19 protein-coding genes are annotated in these 17,044 nt (G+C 45.4%); 18 read left to right on the top strand and 1 reads right to left on the bottom strand.

Going from position 1 to position 17,044, the window contains the following annotated elements; genetic code table 11:
• Positions 1-72: 72 nt before the first annotated feature.
• The 16 genes from RTS10_RS03430 to RTS10_RS03355 all read left to right on the top strand — a co-directional run bounded on the left by RTS10_RS03430 (position 73) and on the right by RTS10_RS03355 (position 13,593).
• A complete protein-coding gene (locus RTS10_RS03430; protein WP_312539243.1) occupies positions 73-564 on the top strand; it encodes a hypothetical protein in 492 nt (163 codons plus the stop codon).
• Positions 551-2,005, top strand: coding sequence for a phage terminase large subunit family protein (locus RTS10_RS03425; protein WP_312539242.1), 1,455 nt, complete (start codon positions 551-553; stop codon positions 2,003-2,005). Before RTS10_RS03430 ends, RTS10_RS03425 begins: the two co-directional genes overlap by 14 nt.
• Positions 2,005-4,227, top strand: coding sequence for a portal protein (locus RTS10_RS03420; RefSeq protein ID WP_312539241.1), 2,223 nt, complete (start codon positions 2,005-2,007; stop codon positions 4,225-4,227). Before RTS10_RS03425 ends, RTS10_RS03420 begins: the two co-directional genes overlap by 1 nt.
• Entirely contained in the window at positions 4,205-5,008 is an 804-nt protein-coding gene (locus tag RTS10_RS03415; protein ID WP_312539240.1) for a hypothetical protein, read from the top strand. The genes RTS10_RS03420 and RTS10_RS03415 overlap by 23 nt, the downstream gene beginning before the upstream one ends.
• 3 nt (positions 5,009-5,011) lie before the next feature.
• Positions 5,012-6,205, top strand: coding sequence for a P22 phage major capsid protein family protein (locus tag RTS10_RS03410; RefSeq protein WP_312539239.1), 1,194 nt, complete (start codon positions 5,012-5,014; stop codon positions 6,203-6,205).
• 57 nt (positions 6,206-6,262) lie between these two features.
• Entirely contained in the window at positions 6,263-6,817 is a 555-nt protein-coding gene (locus tag RTS10_RS03405) for a DUF2829 domain-containing protein (protein ID WP_312539238.1), read from the top strand.
• Positions 6,804-7,154 carry a hypothetical protein gene (locus tag RTS10_RS03400; protein ID WP_312539237.1) on the top strand — a complete coding sequence of 117 codons (351 nt, stop codon included), beginning with the start codon at positions 6,804-6,806 and terminating at the stop codon, positions 7,152-7,154. Before RTS10_RS03405 ends, RTS10_RS03400 begins: the two co-directional genes overlap by 14 nt.
• Before the next feature lie 3 nt (positions 7,155-7,157).
• The gene (locus tag RTS10_RS03395) at positions 7,158-7,841 is read left to right on the top strand and encodes a hypothetical protein (RefSeq protein WP_312539235.1); all 684 of its coding nucleotides are present in this window, start codon (positions 7,158-7,160) and stop codon (positions 7,839-7,841) included.
• Complete coding sequence (locus RTS10_RS03390) at positions 7,825-9,231, top strand: packaged DNA stabilization protein (RefSeq protein WP_312539234.1); 1,407 nt, start codon at positions 7,825-7,827, stop codon at positions 9,229-9,231. Before RTS10_RS03395 ends, RTS10_RS03390 begins: the two co-directional genes overlap by 17 nt.
• The gene (locus RTS10_RS03385) at positions 9,232-9,570 is read left to right on the top strand and encodes a hypothetical protein (RefSeq protein WP_312539233.1); all 339 of its coding nucleotides are present in this window, start codon (positions 9,232-9,234) and stop codon (positions 9,568-9,570) included.
• Positions 9,567-9,893, top strand: a complete 327-nt coding sequence (locus RTS10_RS03380; protein WP_312539232.1) for a hypothetical protein — start codon at positions 9,567-9,569, stop codon at positions 9,891-9,893. The genes RTS10_RS03385 and RTS10_RS03380 overlap by 4 nt, the downstream gene beginning before the upstream one ends.
• Positions 9,890-10,351 carry a GNAT family N-acetyltransferase gene (locus RTS10_RS03375; protein WP_312539231.1) on the top strand — a complete coding sequence of 154 codons (462 nt, stop codon included), beginning with the start codon at positions 9,890-9,892 and terminating at the stop codon, positions 10,349-10,351. Before RTS10_RS03380 ends, RTS10_RS03375 begins: the two co-directional genes overlap by 4 nt.
• 1 nt (position 10,352) lies before the next feature.
• Positions 10,353-11,009 carry a DNA transfer protein p32 gene (locus RTS10_RS03370; RefSeq protein WP_312539230.1) on the top strand — a complete coding sequence of 219 codons (657 nt, stop codon included), beginning with the start codon at positions 10,353-10,355 and terminating at the stop codon, positions 11,007-11,009.
• An 8-nt stretch (positions 11,010-11,017) separates the two neighbouring features.
• The gene (locus RTS10_RS03365) at positions 11,018-12,496 is read left to right on the top strand and encodes a hypothetical protein (RefSeq protein ID WP_312539229.1); all 1,479 of its coding nucleotides are present in this window, start codon (positions 11,018-11,020) and stop codon (positions 12,494-12,496) included.
• A gap of 3 nt (positions 12,497-12,499) precedes the next feature.
• Positions 12,500-13,207 carry a glycoside hydrolase family 24 protein gene (locus tag RTS10_RS03360; RefSeq protein WP_312539228.1) on the top strand — a complete coding sequence of 236 codons (708 nt, stop codon included), beginning with the start codon at positions 12,500-12,502 and terminating at the stop codon, positions 13,205-13,207.
• 62 nt (positions 13,208-13,269) lie between these two features.
• Positions 13,270-13,593, top strand: coding sequence for a hypothetical protein (locus RTS10_RS03355; protein ID WP_312539227.1), 324 nt, complete (start codon positions 13,270-13,272; stop codon positions 13,591-13,593).
• A 12-nt stretch (positions 13,594-13,605) separates the two neighbouring features.
• Here the strand turns inward: RTS10_RS03355 and RTS10_RS03350 are convergent, their stop codons facing one another.
• Positions 13,606-13,878 (bottom strand): hypothetical protein, encoded by a 273-nt coding sequence (locus RTS10_RS03350; RefSeq protein ID WP_312539226.1) that lies wholly within the window; start codon positions 13,876-13,878, stop codon positions 13,606-13,608.
• Positions 13,879-14,035: 157 nt separating this feature from the next.
• Here RTS10_RS03350 and RTS10_RS03345 point away from each other — a divergent pair, with 157 nt between their 5' ends.
• Both RTS10_RS03345 and RTS10_RS03340 read left to right on the top strand, forming a co-directional pair.
• Complete coding sequence (locus RTS10_RS03345) at positions 14,036-14,824, top strand: KilA-N domain-containing protein (RefSeq protein WP_312539225.1); 789 nt, start codon at positions 14,036-14,038, stop codon at positions 14,822-14,824.
• A 65-nt stretch (positions 14,825-14,889) separates the two neighbouring features.
• On the top strand, positions 14,890-17,040 hold the full coding sequence (locus tag RTS10_RS03340; protein ID WP_312539224.1) for a hypothetical protein: 2,151 nt from the start codon (positions 14,890-14,892) through the stop codon (positions 17,038-17,040).
• Positions 17,041-17,044: the final 4 nt, after the last annotated feature.

The following is a 17,044-nucleotide window of genomic DNA, read 5'->3' as shown; positions in this document are numbered from 1 at the left end:
ATTTACTTCGAACTACTTGGCTTGCAATCTTAGCGATGGGTTGCAGGTCTTTTTTATTTAAGGAGCGTAAGCATGGCGAAACTTACGCCAACCAAACCAAAATCAAACGCTGGAAGACCAACAAAATACAAAGCAGAATTTGCAGAACAGGCTTACAAATACTGTTTACTTGGCGCAGATGATAAAAAGCTTGCCTATCTTTTTGAAGTCTCAGAATCAACAATCAATCAGTGGAAAAAAGACCACAAAGAATTTTCGGAGTCCATAAAAAAGGGCAAAGAAATTGCCGATGCTGAAATTGCGTCAAGCCTATTTCACCGCGCCAAAGGTTATTCACACCCAGAAGATAAGATTTTCAATAACCAAGGCGTTGAGTTAGTTGTACCAACTATTAAGCATTATCCACCAGACACCACAGCAGCTATCTTCTGGCTTAAAAATCGTCAAAAAGATAATTGGCGCGATAAGCAAGAAGTTGACACCAACGTCAACATGAATATCAATAATTTAACCGACGACGAATTGGATGCAAAAATTCAGGCGCTGATGAATGGCAACTCGTGATAAAAAACTTGAGCTATTAGCACTGCTTGAAGAAAAGCGCAGACGTGATGACGTATATCGCTATAAGCAGTTTGGTGAAAAGCTCTATCCAAAACAACGTGAATTAGTCAAGCGCACTACAGATTACAGCCAGGTGTGTTTCATGGCAGCTAACCGTGTCGGTAAAACCATGACCGGTACTTACATGGATTCTATTCATGCACTTGGTCATTATCCCGATTGGTGGGATGGTTACGCATTTGACCATGCACCGCTTATTTGGCTACTTGGTTACTCGGGTGAAAAATGTCGTGACCTTTTGCAAAAGCCTATCTTTGGTAGGCGTGATGATAGCGGCTGGATTGGTGGATTAATTCCACCTGAATACATCCTTGACCACGAATCGATGACAGGTACACCAAACGCGATGCGAACCGTGTATGTGCGTCATGGTGGCGGTGGTGATGTCCAACATGGCGTTTCAACGGTGCAATTTTGGTCGTATAGCCAAGGTCAGCACGCTTTGATGGGTGACAGCGTTGATTGGTTTCATATCGACGAAGAGCCGAAAGACCAAACGATTTACCCACAGGTTTTAACGCGTACTGCTACAGGCGATAAAGGACGTGGTGGGCGCGGTATTTTGACGTTTACCCCTGAGAATGGGCGCACCGAATTGGTTGTCCAGTTTATGGATAATCCGGCAACTGGTCAAATCATGCTGAATGCGGGTTGGGATGACGCGCCTCACTTGAGTGAAAGCGTTAAGCAGACATTGCTTGAATCCTATCCAGCGCACCAACGTGATATGCGTACTAAGGGTATTCCAATGCTTGGGCATGGTCGTATCTATGACTTAAGCGAAGAGTTTATTACGTGCGACCCATTTGAAATACCTGACCACTTCATGCTGATTGATGGCATGGACTTTGGTTGGGACCACCCACAAGCACAGATTCAGTTAGCCATAGACACCGAAAACGATATGTTTTATGTGACGCATGGTTGGAAGCAGCGACAAGTTTCACCCGATCAGGCTTGGACAGCGACAAAATCATGGTCGAAAGACGTACCTACCGCTTGGCCACTTGACGGACTCCAAACTGAAAAAGGCTCAGGCAAACAGCAAAAAGCCTACTACAAAGAAGCCGGATTTAAAATGCTTGGTGAGTATGCCACTTGGCCAGATGGTTCAAATGGCGTTGAAGCTGGCTTGCTTGAAATTCTTTTGTTGATGCGCGCGGGTAAATTTAAAGTATTTGCGGGCTTGCGTGATTGGTGTAATGAATTTTTGCAATACCACCGCGACGAAAAAGGCAAAATCGTTAAGATAGGTGATGACTTGATGGATGCAACACGTTACGCCTATATGATGCGTCGTTTCGCTATCCAAAAAGGCTTGGTCGGTAAGCAAAAAGTTAAAGCCATACCAAAACCGTTGAAAAAAGGCTGGATGAGTTAATGAGCGATAAAATACTAGACGAAATCAAAACGCGCTTGAAACAAGCCGAAGACTATTGGCAAGAAAACTATCAACGCGGCGTTGAAGATAAAGAGTTTGTCACAGTCGAAGGCGCACAATGGGGCTTGCATGAAGTGCAAAAGCGCAAAGATGATGGTAAGCCTAGTCTTGAGTTTAATATGTGCCGTGCTTACTGCCGCCAACAAATTAACACCCAGCGTCAAAACCGACCACAAGCTAAAGTTGTGCCTGTCGATAACGGGGCAGATGCAGATAAAGCAAACTTGATTGAAGGCCTAATCAAAGACACCGAAGAAGCCACGGACGCAGAATCAGCATACGATACAGCCGCAGAAAATGCCGTCTATGGCGGACTTGGTTTTTATCGCTTGGTGACTAATTATGTTAGCGATTTGTCGTTTAACCAAGAACCAAAGTTTATGCCAGTGCAAAACCCTCATGCAGTCTATATTGACCCGTTAAGCCGTGCGCTAGATGGTAGCGATATGACATGGGCAATCGTGGGTGACTGGGTGTCAAAAGATGATATTACTCAACAGTATGGCGAAGATGCCGCAGTAAACTTTGAAGATAGCACGTATTCAGATTGGTACGATGATACTGATAAAACCTTGCGCATTGTCGAATACTTTAAACTCGAAGAAGTCAAAGACACGCTATGGCTACTGACCGATGGCACGTCAAACTTTAAATCGGTATTGTCTGAGCAACTTGGCACTGATGAAGCGGCATTAAAAGCCGCAGGTATTTTGCAAGCAACAAGACCAACGACCCGTAAGCAAGTCAAATGGTACAAAGTTTCAGGCACCAAAGTGCTAGAAGAAAATACCTTTCCTGGTCGATATATCCCCATCGTACCTGTCTATGGCGAAGTCACTTGGGTGCAAGAAAAGCGCTATATCTTTAGCTTGGTGCATTTTGCCAAAGACCCACAACGATTATTTAACTACTGGAAATCAACTGAAGCGCACATTTTGCAAAAGAACCAAGATGACATCTTGGTCGCAGATGCTGAAGGTGTGGCAGGGTATGAAGAACAATGGCAGAATCCGAGTAAATATGCGGCTGTTTATTATAACTTTGTTGATGAGTCTGGCAATCAACGTCCTGCTCCATTTCGCATGGGTGCCGCTCAGCCACCAGTGGGCGTATTAAACGCGGCTGAAAGCGCAAAGCAAGGCATTACTGACATTCTCAATATGCATGCGCCAGTGATGGGCGGTCAGGGCAATGAAACGTCAGGCGTGGCAATCGGTATGCGTCAACGTCAGTCTGAAACTGCCCAATTTCATCTACAAGACAATCTAAACAAATCAATCCGTCACGGTGCAAAAATCCTGCTTGGGCTTTATCAAGCACTCTACACCGTGCCGATGGTTAGACGTATTGTCGGTGTTGATGGTGAGTCTGAGCAAGTCAAACTGTTTGAGGAAACCGCCAAAGGCGTGATGGCTGATGTGACAGTTGGGCGTTATGACGTACGCATGGACACGGGGCCGTCATTTAACACCCAGCGCGAACAAAACTTTGCACTGATGATGCAGCTTTTAAGCATGAATCCGCAGTTGTTTAGCTTGATTGGTGATATCTTGCTGCAAAACTCACCACTGCTTAATGCCAAAGAGATTGCCGAGCGTATCAAGTCAACGATGCCGCCACAGCTCACAGGCAAAGAGCAGCAAATTGACCCTGAGCAAGCCAAAGCGCAGATTATGCAACTTGACCAACTTGTGCAGAAAATGACCGCTGAAATTGAGCAGCTACAAGGCTTGGTCAATGACAAAGATGCGGATAGACAGCTTGAGTTAGTTAAAATCCAACTGCAAGCGGAAAAAGACATCCGAGTCGCACAAATCAATGCTGAAAGCAAAGCCGATGTTGAGGAGTTAAAGGGCGTTGTGTCGCTACTCACTCAGCACATGGGCAACTTGCAAGCCGTGCAAGGCATGGTGCCACCTGAATGGATGGAAACCAGCGAATACGACCAAGAATTACCCGAACATGAATTACCTCCGCAGCATGAGATGGACGAGCCGCCACCCATGCCAAGCGAAAACATTGAGAACCCTGCCGAATCCGAGCAGGGTTTTTTAATGCCTGAAGAAACGGCTCAAAACTTCGCCCCTGAATCTGACCAGTTTGGGGATAGCGTATCGGTCAATGATATGGAGCAACCCAATGCAGACGATGGACAATATTGATACTGACAACGTGGCAACCGCTAACACGGAAAATACTAGCGCAGATAGTCAAAGTATCGAACAGCCTCAAGCCGAACCCGAAGCGGTTGAACAAACCGAAGAAGAAAAGGCAGAACAAGCCAAGCAAGAACAGGAAACTGAAAAGCAAAGCCGCTCACAAAAGCGGATTCAGCAGCTCGCTCGTGAAAAAGCCGAACTACAACGTAAAGTAGCCGAGTATGAGCAAAAGCAATCAGAGCCTAAAGCGTCTGATGCACCGAACATCGAAGATTTTGACGATTATTCGGAGTATCAAAAAGCGCAGCAGGAATACTATGTTGCCCAAGCTGAACAGCGTGTACTTGCCAAACTTGAGGCCGAAAAAGCCCAGCAATCACAGGTCGAACAACAAGCTGAATTTGAAACTGCTATCAGTGAGTTAAAAGATGGCGGTGTTGATGTAGATGGATTGATGGCAAAGGCTAATACATTGCCACCGCTACCCATCACGCTTGACCAGTTCGGGCTTGATGCTAAAGACACACTGAATTTAGCCGCTGAATTACTGCAAAACGATGATTTGTATATCGAATTATCACAAATGAACGCAGTACAAGCAGCGGTCAAAATTGGGCAAATGATTGCAAGCAAACAACCATCAAATGCTGCACCCGCTAAGGTGCCAACCGCTCCACCACCTATTAAACCTGTTACCGCCAATGCGCCCGTTGCTAAAGACCCTAGCAAAATGTCGGACGATGAGTGGTACCGACAAGAAACCCAAAAACGAAAAGGTAAATAATTTATGGCAAATCAAATCTTAACCCACCAAATGATTGCGCGTGAAGCGGCTAAAATGCTTGAAGAAGAAGCGCCGTTTCTAGCAAATATCAACAAAGGTCGCCAAGACGAATTTGGCACCGACACACAAGGCTACAAAAAAGGCGATACAGTCACCATCAAAATCCCAACCGCGGGTAAAGTGTTTGATGGTGCGGTGTTCGCAGGCGGCGGCTCAGGCACTGACGTGGTAGAAGATAAAGTCAACTTGACGCTTGACACCCAAAAACACGTTGCATTGCAGTTTGGTGCCAAAGAGAAACTGTTAAACATCACTGACTTTAAAGAGCGTATCTTACGTCCACAAATGCAGACCTTGGCGTCTGTCGTTGAAGCTGACTTGATGATGCGTGGCGTGATTGGCACACCAAACCAAGTGGCAATGAACTTGGCAGGCTCAAATCCATCTAACGCATTGGCATTGGCACGCGCTAAGCTAAACCAATACTTAGCACCAAAAGGTGATCGCAATGCGCTAATCACTAGCACCGCGAATGTGGCATTATCTGGCGAAGTATCACGCATGTGGAACCCAACCAAGACCAGTGAAAAAGCCTATATTGATGGTTTCGTGGCGAATGCGTTTGGTACTGACATTTTTGAACATCAATCAATCCCAGTATTTGCCAATGGTACAGCCGCAGGCATTACTGTATCAGGTGCAAGTCAAGGCGGTAGCACGTTGACTATGGCAGCATCAACCGCTGGCACGTTGGTACAAGGCACTGTGTTTACTATTGCAGGTGTTAACGCTGTCCATCCGCTTACTGGCGCTGATATGGGCACATTGCAGCAATTCGTGGTTAAAGAAACTGCGACTGTTGGCAGTGCAACCGCAGTAAGCATTTACCCAGCCATTAATCCAACTGCACCAAACAAAACCGTCACTGCTTCACCTGCTAACGGCGCGGCTGTCACTGTGGTATCGGTCAATGGTCCACAAAACTTGGTATTCCATAAAGACGCGTTTACCGCAGCATTTGCACCACTGCCAGTTTTGGCATCGTGCGAAGGCTACACAGCGCGTTTGCCAAGTGGCGTAAACGTGCGTGTAATGACGTTCGGCGATGGTAACGCCGACATTGAGCGCACTCGTATTGATGTGTTGTATGGCTTCCAAACTGTTCGCGGTATCCATGCAAGCCGCGTAACGCAGTAATCACATTAACCCATAGACAGGCGGCTTTGGTCGTCTGTTTTTATTTGGATAAATGCTATGAAAAAACTAGGGATTTTATTAAGTGCTACAGTAGGAATGGTGGCAGCAATCGGCACAAAAGCAGTAAACGCCAAACCAATGTCGCGGCAGAAATACAATGATTTTCGTGGTTGGCAACTACCCGAAAATGAAAACGGTGCGGACGAAGGTTACTTGGTCGAGTATCAAGATGGCGAACCTAACACAGCAGAATACCAAGGCTATGTATCATGGTCGCCAAAAGAACAATTTGAAAACTCTTACCAATATCCAAGCGTTGGTATGTCTTTTGGTCATGCAGTTGAATTGCTGAAAGGCGGTCATCGTGTAGCTCGTGAAGGTTGGAATGGTAAAGGCATGTGGCTTGGGTTAGTGCATCCAGACGATGACGCCGATGTTCCACCACAACCTACTTATGCCGTTGCTGGAATAGTGGATTATGCCACCAATGGCTGCCTACCTTGGATTGGTATGAAAACCGCTGACAACAAGTTTGTGCCTTGGCTTGCCAGTCAAACCGATGTACTAGCAGAAGATTGGCAGATTGTGGAGCAACACGATGGAAGAAATTGAATACCCCAAAGCATTATACCTTGGCGATACCGTCAACAATGAAATGGTCATTGTCCAAGATGAGGACGAAGAAGCGCAGGCGCGTGAGCATGACGCAGTTGATTTTGGCGATTTGCCCGAAGGTAAGGCACTTGAAGCGGTAGAAGTTGACGAACTGCCCGAAGCCTATGCAAACGCTATGGCACGGATTGCAGAGCTTGAAACCGAAGTGCGCGGCTATCAGCTTAAAGATATGCAATCCGATGAACTCAAAGCGATTTTGACAGAACGTAAAATCGAATTTGGCAGCCGTGACAGCAAAGACACGCTTTTAAAATTGGTCGTTGAATCGGAATAACTCATGAACGTCAGTAAAATCGTATCAGCCGCGTTAAAGCAATTAGGCGTGTTAGCAGCCGGTGAAAATGCCAGTGGCGAGGAAGTTGCTGACGCGATTGAAGCCTTGCAAGATATTTTAAGCCAGTGGGCAACGCACAAGCTGTACGTCCACAAAACCACAACAATCACCATTCCACTGTCAAAAGGTCGCAATACCTACCTTGTTGGCAAAATTGAGGGCGATTGCTGTGAGTATGAATTAACGTGCTGCGGCGAAGTGCTTGCCCGTCCAGATATCACCGCAGAAATTGCGAGCATATCAAATAATGCTTTGCTTGATGATAAGCCGATTACCTTGGTGCGTGATACCAACGACAGCAAATACGCTGGCGTGACCTACCAAGTTGATAACCCTAATTGGTCATTTAAAGTCGATACCGATGGCGGTGAGCTTAAAATCAAAGCATTTACCTTGCCATTTGACCTATGCCCACATGATGAATTGCACTTGCCAAAGCAGTATGAGCGTGCGTTAAAACTGACCTTAGCCATTGAGATTGCCCCAATGTTTGGGGTCGAGCCATCGAGCGCATTGGTGGTCAATCAGCGCAATGCCATTAACTTGCTCAAGCGCTCAAATATCACCCCATTGTATGTTAGCAACTCAATTAATATTGGAGTAGGTAATCGTGGCTGCACTTATTGATATCCCCATTGTAGGGCAGTCTTATCACTTGCAAGATTGGGCGATTGACTGCCAACGCACACTTAATCTATATCCGCAGGTTATCGAAAGTGGAAATACGCAGTCGGTAAGTGCATTGCTACCCACTGAAGGACTTGTAAAGCGTTTTGAGTTTACAGGCGCAATCCGTGGGCTTTACACTTTGCCTGACCGTTTTTTGGTGGTGGCTGGCACAGCATTATACGTTGTTAAAAATGGCGTATCACAGCGGATTGGTGCTATTAGCGGCACTAACTTAGTGACGTTTGCCGATGACAGTGTGCAAGTGATGATTGTCGGCGATGATGCCTACCGCTACAAAATAGCGGATAGCAGTTTGACCAAGCTACTGATTAATGATGATACAGGTTTTTTTGGTGCGTCATCGGTGACATTTTTGGATTCTCGCTTTATTTGGTCAGCCCCTAATAGCGGCAAAATCCAATGGTCAAACTTACTAAGCACCACGACAACCGCGCTAAATTATGCCACGGCTGAAGCGCAAAGCGATAATCTAGTGCGCGTGATAGCCAGTAATGGGCAGTTATGGCTTATCGGTGTCAAAACCACCGAAATTTGGAATAGCACAGGCTCGCAGGACTTGCCCTATCAGCGTACATCGGGCGCCTATATCCCGGTAGGCTGCGCGGCTAAAGACTCCGTTAGTGCGTTTGGTAGTAGCTTGATTTGGCTATCACAAACCGAACACGGTAACGCGCAAATAGTCATGACGCAAGGCTACCAAGTCAGCCGTATTAGCAATCATGCCATTGAAAATGAGCTTGCCAGTTACGCGCAGATTGATGACGCCTATGCCTTTAGCTATCAGCGCGAGGGGCATAGCTTTTATGTGATTAGTTTCCCCACCGCCAAAAAAACATGGGTGTATGACGCGTCAGTGCAAATGTGGCATGAGCGCAGTTTTTACAACACTGAAACCTTTAGCCATGAACATCATCGCGCTAACAGCCATTGCTTTTTTGATGGTGAGCATTTAGTCGGTGACCGCGCTAATGGGCTTGTGTATCGATTATGCCCAAACTGCCAAACTGATAATGGCAGCTTAATCATGCGTGAGCGGGTGACACCTTGCTTAAATCCACCCGGACAGCGCCTTGTTTTTGATGAAGTCGAAATCATTGCCCAAGTGGGGCAGGATGAAAATGCCAAGCCGCTGATTATGCTGGATTGGTCAGATGACAAAGGGCGCACTTGGTCAAATGATAGACAAGAGAATTTAGGCGGTATCGGTGAGTATAAAAAACGGCTGATTTTTCGCAGACTTGGGCAGTCATTTAACCGTGTATTTCGTATTCGCATGACCGATGCGGCAAGACTAATTTTATTGGGTGCAAAAGCAAAGGTGAGATAAATGCCACAAATTCCCCGCGTATCGCAAGTGCCAATTATTGAGCCGATGTATACCAATGGCGTGATGAACCCAACGTGGGTGCGATTTTTTGAGAAACTAGCGTCAATGCTCAACACGGGCGATTTGGCGGACTTGCTCACTTTATTGCAGCTTGCCAACCAATTACCAACACAGTCGCTAACAGGGCAAATGTTGCTAAATACGTCTAATACCCAGTTTGATACAGTAGCATTGCCCGTTATGCAGGCTGAAACTATGCCGATGGTTGCTGTATCTGTAAACCCATCACCCACTTTTGATATGGTCGCTATGCCAACCAGTGAGATTATTGCCCCATGATTCGATACCTAAACCCATTCAAACCGCAAAGTCTAGTTGCGGATAATAATATCGCCTATGTCGTGCCTGGGCTGTCAGTTGCACAAATTCGCGCATTAACATTCCACAACGCCACAGAAAGCCCGATTAGCATTGAGGTATATTTAGTCCCTGCCAGTGGCTCGGTGCAAGCGTCTAATCGCTTGGTTAAAAAAACACTGGGCACCAATGAAGGTTATCTTTGCCCTGAAGTCATCAACCATGTGCTCACTGAAGGTATGCAAGTGGTGCTTGTAGGGCAAGGCGCTAATGCTACGCTATCAATCATGGAACAGTCTGTATGATAACTATTGACCGCGAAAAATGGGCAGACTGCATTGATGAGCTTATGCCGCTATGTCAGCAGGTGTTTTCGTTGGTGGAAGCCGATATTACTGGATTGCCGCTTGATTTTGACCATGAGCTATACAATGAGCTAGATGCTAATGATTTACTGCATTGTATTGTCATGCGCGATGGTGGGCAGCCCATTGGCTTTCATTGGGTGGTTATTTCAGCCATGCCACGGCACAAGGGTTATAACCAAGCGCACACGGATGCGATTTTTGTATTGCCAGAACACCGCAGACACTCGACCAAGCTACTGCATTTTAGCCAAGAGTACATTGCACAGAAGGCAAGTTTTTGGACGCTTGCTAATTTGGATCCAAACGACCGCGCATTGATGTGGTACAAAAAAGGTTTTGTGCCTATTGAAACCATTATGTTTAAAAACTTATACCTAAAAAATCAGGGGAGATAACATGTCATTTGTCGGTAAAGCCATCGGCTCAATCACTGGGGCAAATCAACAAGCAAAAGCCGCGAAAAATGCGGCAAAAACCCAAGCAAATGCGGCAGAAAAAGCCAGTCAAATTCAAAAAGATATGTTTGACCAGGTGCGAAGTGATTTAAACCCCTATCGCACGGCTGGCAATGATGCACTGGCACAGCTAATGGGCAAAATGCAGCCTAATGGTTTTTTTAATCAAACTTACTCAGGTCAGGATATTTATGATGACCCTAGCTACCAATTCCGCGTCAATCAAGGCAATAACGCCATCCAAGGCAGTGCAGCAGCGCAAGGCGGTTTGTTGTCAGGCGCTACACTAAAAGCCCTGCAAAACTATGGTCAAGAGTCAGCGAGCCAAGAATATCAAAACGCTTATAATCGATTTAATGCTGACCAAACCAACCAATACAACCGCTTGTCTAATTTGGTAGGCATTGGGCAAAATGCGGCAGCGCAAACAGGTAGCGCAGGAACACAAACCGCTCAAGCTATTGCAAACAACACCATGCAAGGTGCTAACTCACAGGCGGCAGGCACGATTGCAGCGGGTAATAGTGTCGCTAATGGTTTTGGGTCATTGCTTGGTTTGGCGGGCACGGCTGCAAAATTCATGAATCCAGTAATTTGAGGTGAGTTATGTTAGACCCTAGTATCATCACAAACGGCACATTGGCTGCACAGGCACAACAAGAAGCCAATATGAAAGCAATGGGCGACTTAGGCGGTGCGTTTGGTAAATTGTTGCTTGCCCGTCAAATTAACGACATGAATCAAATGGCAACGCCTGAAGAAGAAAAGGCATTTGCCCAAAAACACAAGCTATTTGCCCCGCAGCTTATGCAGCAGTACAACGATAATCGAGCGGCTGAAGCAAAGGCAATTAAAGATGGGTTAAAGTTTGACGCAGATTTGAATAAAACCTATGCAGATACTGCGCAAACTTATGCACTGGGTCGCAAAAATGATGCAGACGCCGGCAAGGCAACGGCAGAGGGCAAAAAGGTCGGTGTTGAGACCACAGGGCTTGACATTGACCAAAATACCAAGCTTGACACTATGATTTGGGGGTCAGTGCTAAACGGTGGTAAAAACGCAGGTATTGCACAACTTGAGATTCAAAAATCACGCGGCTTGATTGATGAAGCGACTTATAATCAAAAGCTAGGATTGATTAACAATCTACCCGCTGACCCCGCGCAAGCACAAAAATATGCGTTTGCCATGTATAAGGGGATTCAAGACCCAAAATACAATCTTACCACGGCGGATAATGCGCTTGATAATCAGACATCGCGCCAAAATACGATTGACACCAATCAAACGTCCGAACGTAACAATGTGCGTACCACTCAAGCTAGTATGTATAGCAGCGATAGGTCGCTTGAAGGCACTAAGTACACGGCTAATCAAGCCACGTATCGCACAGAAAAAGAGATTGAAGCCGCCAAAAAACAAGGTAAGCAGCAGCTAATCAATGGTTTGGTTTACACCGTTTACCCTGACGGCACGGCAGACGAATTTATTGACCCTAAAACTGGGCAGCAAGCAACGTCACTGGGTAATGGCATCGGCAATAAACCCATGCCTGCAAGTGCCTTGAATCTAATTTCTACATCACGGGATAAAATTCAAAGCTCGCAAAATACGATTGATAAAATCGAGCAATCAATCAAAGACCTTGACCCAAAACAGGGGGGTAAATTAAGTCTTGGGTTGCTAGGCAATGCGGGCAATGTTGCAAGAAATTTAACAGGCAATAGTAATGAAAGCAGCTTGGCTTATGAGCGTTTAAATTCAAACATTAAAGGCATGGTCAATGAAGTATTGCAAATGGCGAAAGGCACGCAGACCGAAGGGGATGCTCAGCGCGCCGCCAAGGTAATCTTATCAACACCATTGACGGATAACCGAGCGGTATCTAATGCACTGGCTGAATTAAAACGAGTGGCGCAAAAAACGGTAGCTTTGGAGCAAGGCAAAGTGGAAGAAGTTTATTCAAACTATGGCAAAGAAGCCCCGATTTATCCTGCCGCATCTGCCCCGCCTGCAGGTATCGCAGCACCGAAAACGCCAAGCGGTAAACCAAGACCACCGTTATCAGCTTATGGATTTTAAATTATGGCAGGACTAGAGCAGTATCTAAACAATCCTAATGTCCGTAAAATGCTTGATTTGATTAGCTATACTGAGCATACGCAAGGCAATGGATATTATACAGCGTTTGGCGGTGGTCGGTTGTCTAGCCTTGCCGACCATCCAAGGTATAGAAAGCCGTTTCGTCAAACGGATGGCAAAATTAACTACACCAGTGCAGCAGGTAAGTATCAATTTTTAAAGAGCACTTGGGATGGGTTGGCAAGGAAGTATGGTTTTAGTGATTTTAGCCCACAAAACCAAGACTTAGGGGCGGTTGCCTTGCTGATTCAGCGCGGGGCAATGCCTCATCTTTTGAAAGGGGATTTTGCTAATGCTATCGCAAAATCGGGTGCAGAATGGGCAAGTTTGCCAACATCGCCGCATCCGCAGCCCACAAAATCATGGAAACAAGTTAACGCCTTTTTGGGTGGTAAGATTCAAGTTCCCCAAAACGGCGGTGCACCGCAAGGCATTGGCAGATTCAATGTCGCTGATTTGATGAAACAGGTGCCACAAAAGCCGCAACCATTGGGCAAATTTAATGTGGCAGACTTAATGAAGCAAACACCGCAAGCGCCACAGCCGTTAGGTCAGTTTAAGGTATCTGATTTACAAGCGCAGCCGCCAGCGCAATCTCAGCAAGGCATTGGAAAGTTTAATGTGGCGGATTTGATGAAAGGTGGCGGATAATTGTTGCTTAATTCTTGCTAAGTCGGGTATAGTGAAAATCCGACTTATGAAGGGAGTTGAGTATGAAACGGTTAGCAATATCAATATTTGTAGCTTTGATGAATACGGCTGTTTATGCAGGGCTAGACCACAGTATTATTATGCAATCATCCGAACAATCTCAAAGAATGCAAGAGCGAAATAACGCAGCAATGAGCGACCTTGGTAACTCTTTGGGATTAATGTATAAAGCAAGGAAAGCAAAAAAGGAACATGAAAAAGCTATGGCGGAGTTATCGCAAATTAACTTAGATGACAAACAAGCAGTAATATTATTTGTTCAAAAATACCCCAATGAGATAGAGTACGTAAAACAATTGCTAGAACTGAAAAAAGGTCTTAATTGATAGCAAACCCACTCAAGCAGTGGGTTTTTCTTTTAAAAGCTTGAGCGCGTCTAGGATTTCTCTTGACTGTCTGTGTAATTCGACTATTTCATCTCTTAATGACGGTTCTTGCATTGCTGATTGCTCAAGACCTTTATCCATTAACTCAATCATAGCAGAGTTCAAGGATATATTATTTTTTTCAGCATATTGCATTAGATCAGAATATAAATCTTGAGGCATGCGAACTTGGGTGCGTTTCCAATCATCTTGTGAAACAACGCGACCTGTTTTTGAATTACTCATAATGGCACCTTGAAAAATGTATTTGACAAGATAATAACACTATGGAATAATAAATTCAATGACAAGATAATCATGTCAGAAACTAAAAAGCCTTCGTTCTTCCGACCAAAGACTAACGAAGGCTTAGAACACTCAACGTCATAATGGAGAATATTCTATGACAAGTTTATCAGTTTTAAACCATGAAATCCATCAAGATGATGGTTTGTATTGCCTAAATGATTTGCACAAAGCAAGTGGTGGCTTAGAAAAACATCAGCCAGCATTTTTTATGCGTAATCAAGAAACCAAGGATTTGATTGCAGAACTTGAAAAGGAAACTAAATTAAGCTCTGCAAATTTGCAGACCATAGTTAAAAAGATTACTGGCAAAGGATTACATCAAGGCACTTACGTTTGTAAAGAAATCGTTTATCGCTATGCAATGTGGATTAGCCCAAAATTTGCTTTAGCGGTTATCCGTGTGTTTGATGCTTTTGTGACGGGCAAGCTTCAACCCCAAAACAAGGGTCAAGCCAAAACCACAGTCGCTGACCGTGTACCATTAAAAGATGCAGTTAATGTTTTGGTGGCTAAGTCATCATTAAATTACAGTGATGCCTACAAAATGGTTCATCAATTCATGGGCGTTGATAGCATCGACCAGATACCGCTTGAAGATTTGCCAAGAGCCGTAGCTTATGTGCATAGTTTGATGTTGGTGGCAGGTAGAGCAAGCCACCCATTAGATGCCTATGCTTTAACTAACCTAAAAGCCTTGGTGACTCATAACTTTTTGATGGTGTCGTTTTATAAAACGATTGAGCAACCGATAAAAGCACTTAACCCAAGTTTGTGGTCACATACTTTTGAGCATTTTTGGAGCGCCAAATCACTTGCTATTGGATTTAACAATCAATTTGATTTAGGCGTAGATGAGCGGTATTTATTGCCTTACCGTTGTTAGTATTAACTTTTAACCTACAAAACCTCAGTCGAAAGATTGGGGTTTTTATCGCCCAAGGAAACCACATGGCAATCTCTAAAGAAACCCAAGCCAAAATCAATATGGCACGCAAAGACGGCTATAGTGACGCAGAGATTTTTGCTCACTTGAAAAATAGCCCAAAGTACAAAAACCGCTTTACCATGGCTAAAAAAGACGGCTACACCGAAAGCGATATCGCCCAGCAATTAGGATTAAATATTACTATCACGGTCAAACAGCCTGAACAGCCGAAGTATGAGAAACCGTCTTTTTTGGCAGACGTTGGCGCGGGTATGGATGACGTATTTAGCGGTATCAAGCAAGGCGCATTGTACTTAAAAGATGGCGTTACTGGCGGTAATGACTACGAAAAATTCACCAAAGAAAAAGCCGATGAGAAAGCCTTTTATGAAAAAGCTCGAACAGAGTCAGGGGCAGGCACTAACTTTGGTCGTTTTGTTGGGCAAACCGTAGCAACATTGCCAGCCGCAGCATTTGCCAAGGGCTATCAAGGCGTCAATGCTGCAACGAAAGCGGGTAGAGTGGTGCAAGCCGCAGGCGTTACGGGTCAAAATGCGCTATCGGGTGCAGCGGCAGGCGGGGTGATGTTTGCCAAAGACGCAGATGAGCGATTGAAAAATACTCAGTATGCAGCGGCAGGCGGTGCCATCGGTGGGGTAATCGCGCATCCAATTGGCAAAGGCATTGCTAAGTTAAACACTAAACTATCGCCCAATGCGTCAAGCCGTGCGTCTGCTAGACTGGGCGCAACGATTGACGACCAAATTGAGATTGCGCTAACTTCTCGTAATATCCGTATGGGCGACCTGTCTGATGATATTTTGCGCGGTTTGCGTAAAGATGTGGGCGCGGCATTGAAGTCTGGCAAGGCGGTCAATAAAGAAGCGGTAGCGCGTAAAGTGGTGTTTGATAGACTTGGTATTACCCCTACTAAAGCGCAACTTACAGGCGACCCTAAGCTATGGAACAAACAAGCTGAACTTGCCAAAATTCACGGCGCTGGCGACCCATTGCGCGACAAACTCATTCAAGACAATGAAAAGCTATCTACCCTCATGGATGATTTTGTGACCAAGACAGACGGTCAAGCTATTGACCAATACGGTGCGATGAGTAAAGCCGTTGACGCACTAGATAATCACAACGCCACCATGAAGCAGCAAGTCGGACAAATGTATGACGCGGCTAAATCAGCGCAGGGTAATGATGTGCTGTTAGATGGCGCAGGGTTTGCCAATGACGCGATTACACGCCTTGATGCAGATTATGCCATGTCAAGCCTACCGCAAAACATGCATAAGCTAATCAAAGATATCAGTAATAACCCCGATAAATTCACACTAGGAAAATCTGAGGAATTTATCAAAATCTTGAACCGTGAGCACAAGGCAAGTCTGCAAAATGGAAAACCGACAAGTACTACTCATGCCATTGGCGTGGTGCGCGATGCTTTAACTAAGCGCCAAGAGCAAGCCATGCAAGGGCTACTAACCCAAGGCAACAATGATGCAGCTCAAATGTATAACCTTGCCCGCACCGCTCACAAAATGCGCGTTGAGCAAATTGAAGCCAACCCTCTGCTAAAAGCCACCGTAAAAGGTGAGCAGCCCGATAAGCTATTTAACAAGCATATCTTGGGCGGCAATATTGCTGAGCTTGAAAACACGGTGAAATTACTGCGTAGCGTTGACGCTCAAGCGGTCAATGACATTCGCGGGCAAGTTGCCAAGTACATCATGGATAAAACCTTGCAAAGCAATGGGCAGCCAAGCCCTGCTGCAATGGCAAAGGCACTGGGTCAAATCGGTGATAGACGACTTAATATCTTGTTTTCCCCTGAAGAAGTGGCAAAGCTAAAAGATATCGGCTCAGCGATGCACTATCTGATTACGCAGCCACCGCATAGCTATGTCAACAACTCAAACACAGCATCGGCAGCCATGAACTTCTTGGGTAATATCTTAAATCGCCCTGGTGTACGCCGCGCGCTATCGCCGCTTAAAGATGTGCAGGACAGTGTAAAAGTTAACCGTGCATTAAAAGGCTCGGTAGCCAGTGATGCAAAGGCGTCAAATGATATGTTAGACAATATCTTGTACGGCGAAGAAGAAAAGAAACTCATCGACATACTGACCAAACTCGGTGTTATTGGCGGTGCCAATACTGCCAAGTAATACC

The sequence above is a fragment of the Moraxella sp. CTOTU47616 genome, assembly GCF_032017465.1.
GTDB classification, from domain to species: Bacteria; Pseudomonadota; Gammaproteobacteria; order Pseudomonadales; family Moraxellaceae; genus Faucicola; species Faucicola tetraodonis.
This window is presented reverse-complemented; position numbering and strand designations above follow the sequence as displayed.

Excerpts from the sequence above, each read along its gene's own strand:
- RTS10_RS03365 (WP_312539229.1), top strand. The coding sequence starts at position 11,018 with ATGTTAGACCCTAGTATCATCACAAACGGCACATTGGCTGCACAGGCA.
- RTS10_RS03340 (WP_312539224.1), top strand. The coding sequence starts at position 14,890 with ATGGCAATCTCTAAAGAAACCCAAGCCAAAATCAATATGGCACGCAAA.
- RTS10_RS03410 (WP_312539239.1), top strand. The coding sequence starts at position 5,012 with ATGGCAAATCAAATCTTAACCCACCAAATGATTGCGCGTGAAGCGGCT.
- RTS10_RS03415 (WP_312539240.1), top strand. The coding sequence starts at position 4,205 with ATGCAGACGATGGACAATATTGATACTGACAACGTGGCAACCGCTAAC.
- RTS10_RS03400 (WP_312539237.1), top strand. The coding sequence starts at position 6,804 with ATGGAAGAAATTGAATACCCCAAAGCATTATACCTTGGCGATACCGTC.
- RTS10_RS03360 (WP_312539228.1), top strand. The coding sequence starts at position 12,500 with ATGGCAGGACTAGAGCAGTATCTAAACAATCCTAATGTCCGTAAAATG.
- RTS10_RS03370 (WP_312539230.1), top strand. The coding sequence starts at position 10,353 with ATGTCATTTGTCGGTAAAGCCATCGGCTCAATCACTGGGGCAAATCAA.
- RTS10_RS03405 (WP_312539238.1), top strand. The coding sequence starts at position 6,263 with ATGAAAAAACTAGGGATTTTATTAAGTGCTACAGTAGGAATGGTGGCA.
- RTS10_RS03430 (WP_312539243.1), top strand. The coding sequence starts at position 73 with ATGGCGAAACTTACGCCAACCAAACCAAAATCAAACGCTGGAAGACCA.
- RTS10_RS03395 (WP_312539235.1), top strand. The coding sequence starts at position 7,158 with ATGAACGTCAGTAAAATCGTATCAGCCGCGTTAAAGCAATTAGGCGTG.
- RTS10_RS03375 (WP_312539231.1), top strand. The coding sequence starts at position 9,890 with ATGATAACTATTGACCGCGAAAAATGGGCAGACTGCATTGATGAGCTT.
- RTS10_RS03350 (WP_312539226.1), bottom strand. The coding sequence starts at position 13,878 with ATGAGTAATTCAAAAACAGGTCGCGTTGTTTCACAAGATGATTGGAAA.
- RTS10_RS03380 (WP_312539232.1), top strand. The coding sequence starts at position 9,567 with ATGATTCGATACCTAAACCCATTCAAACCGCAAAGTCTAGTTGCGGAT.
- RTS10_RS03385 (WP_312539233.1), top strand. The coding sequence starts at position 9,232 with ATGCCACAAATTCCCCGCGTATCGCAAGTGCCAATTATTGAGCCGATG.
- RTS10_RS03425 (WP_312539242.1), top strand. The coding sequence starts at position 551 with ATGGCAACTCGTGATAAAAAACTTGAGCTATTAGCACTGCTTGAAGAA.
- RTS10_RS03355 (WP_312539227.1), top strand. The coding sequence starts at position 13,270 with ATGAAACGGTTAGCAATATCAATATTTGTAGCTTTGATGAATACGGCT.
- RTS10_RS03420 (WP_312539241.1), top strand. The coding sequence starts at position 2,005 with ATGAGCGATAAAATACTAGACGAAATCAAAACGCGCTTGAAACAAGCC.
- RTS10_RS03345 (WP_312539225.1), top strand. The coding sequence starts at position 14,036 with ATGACAAGTTTATCAGTTTTAAACCATGAAATCCATCAAGATGATGGT.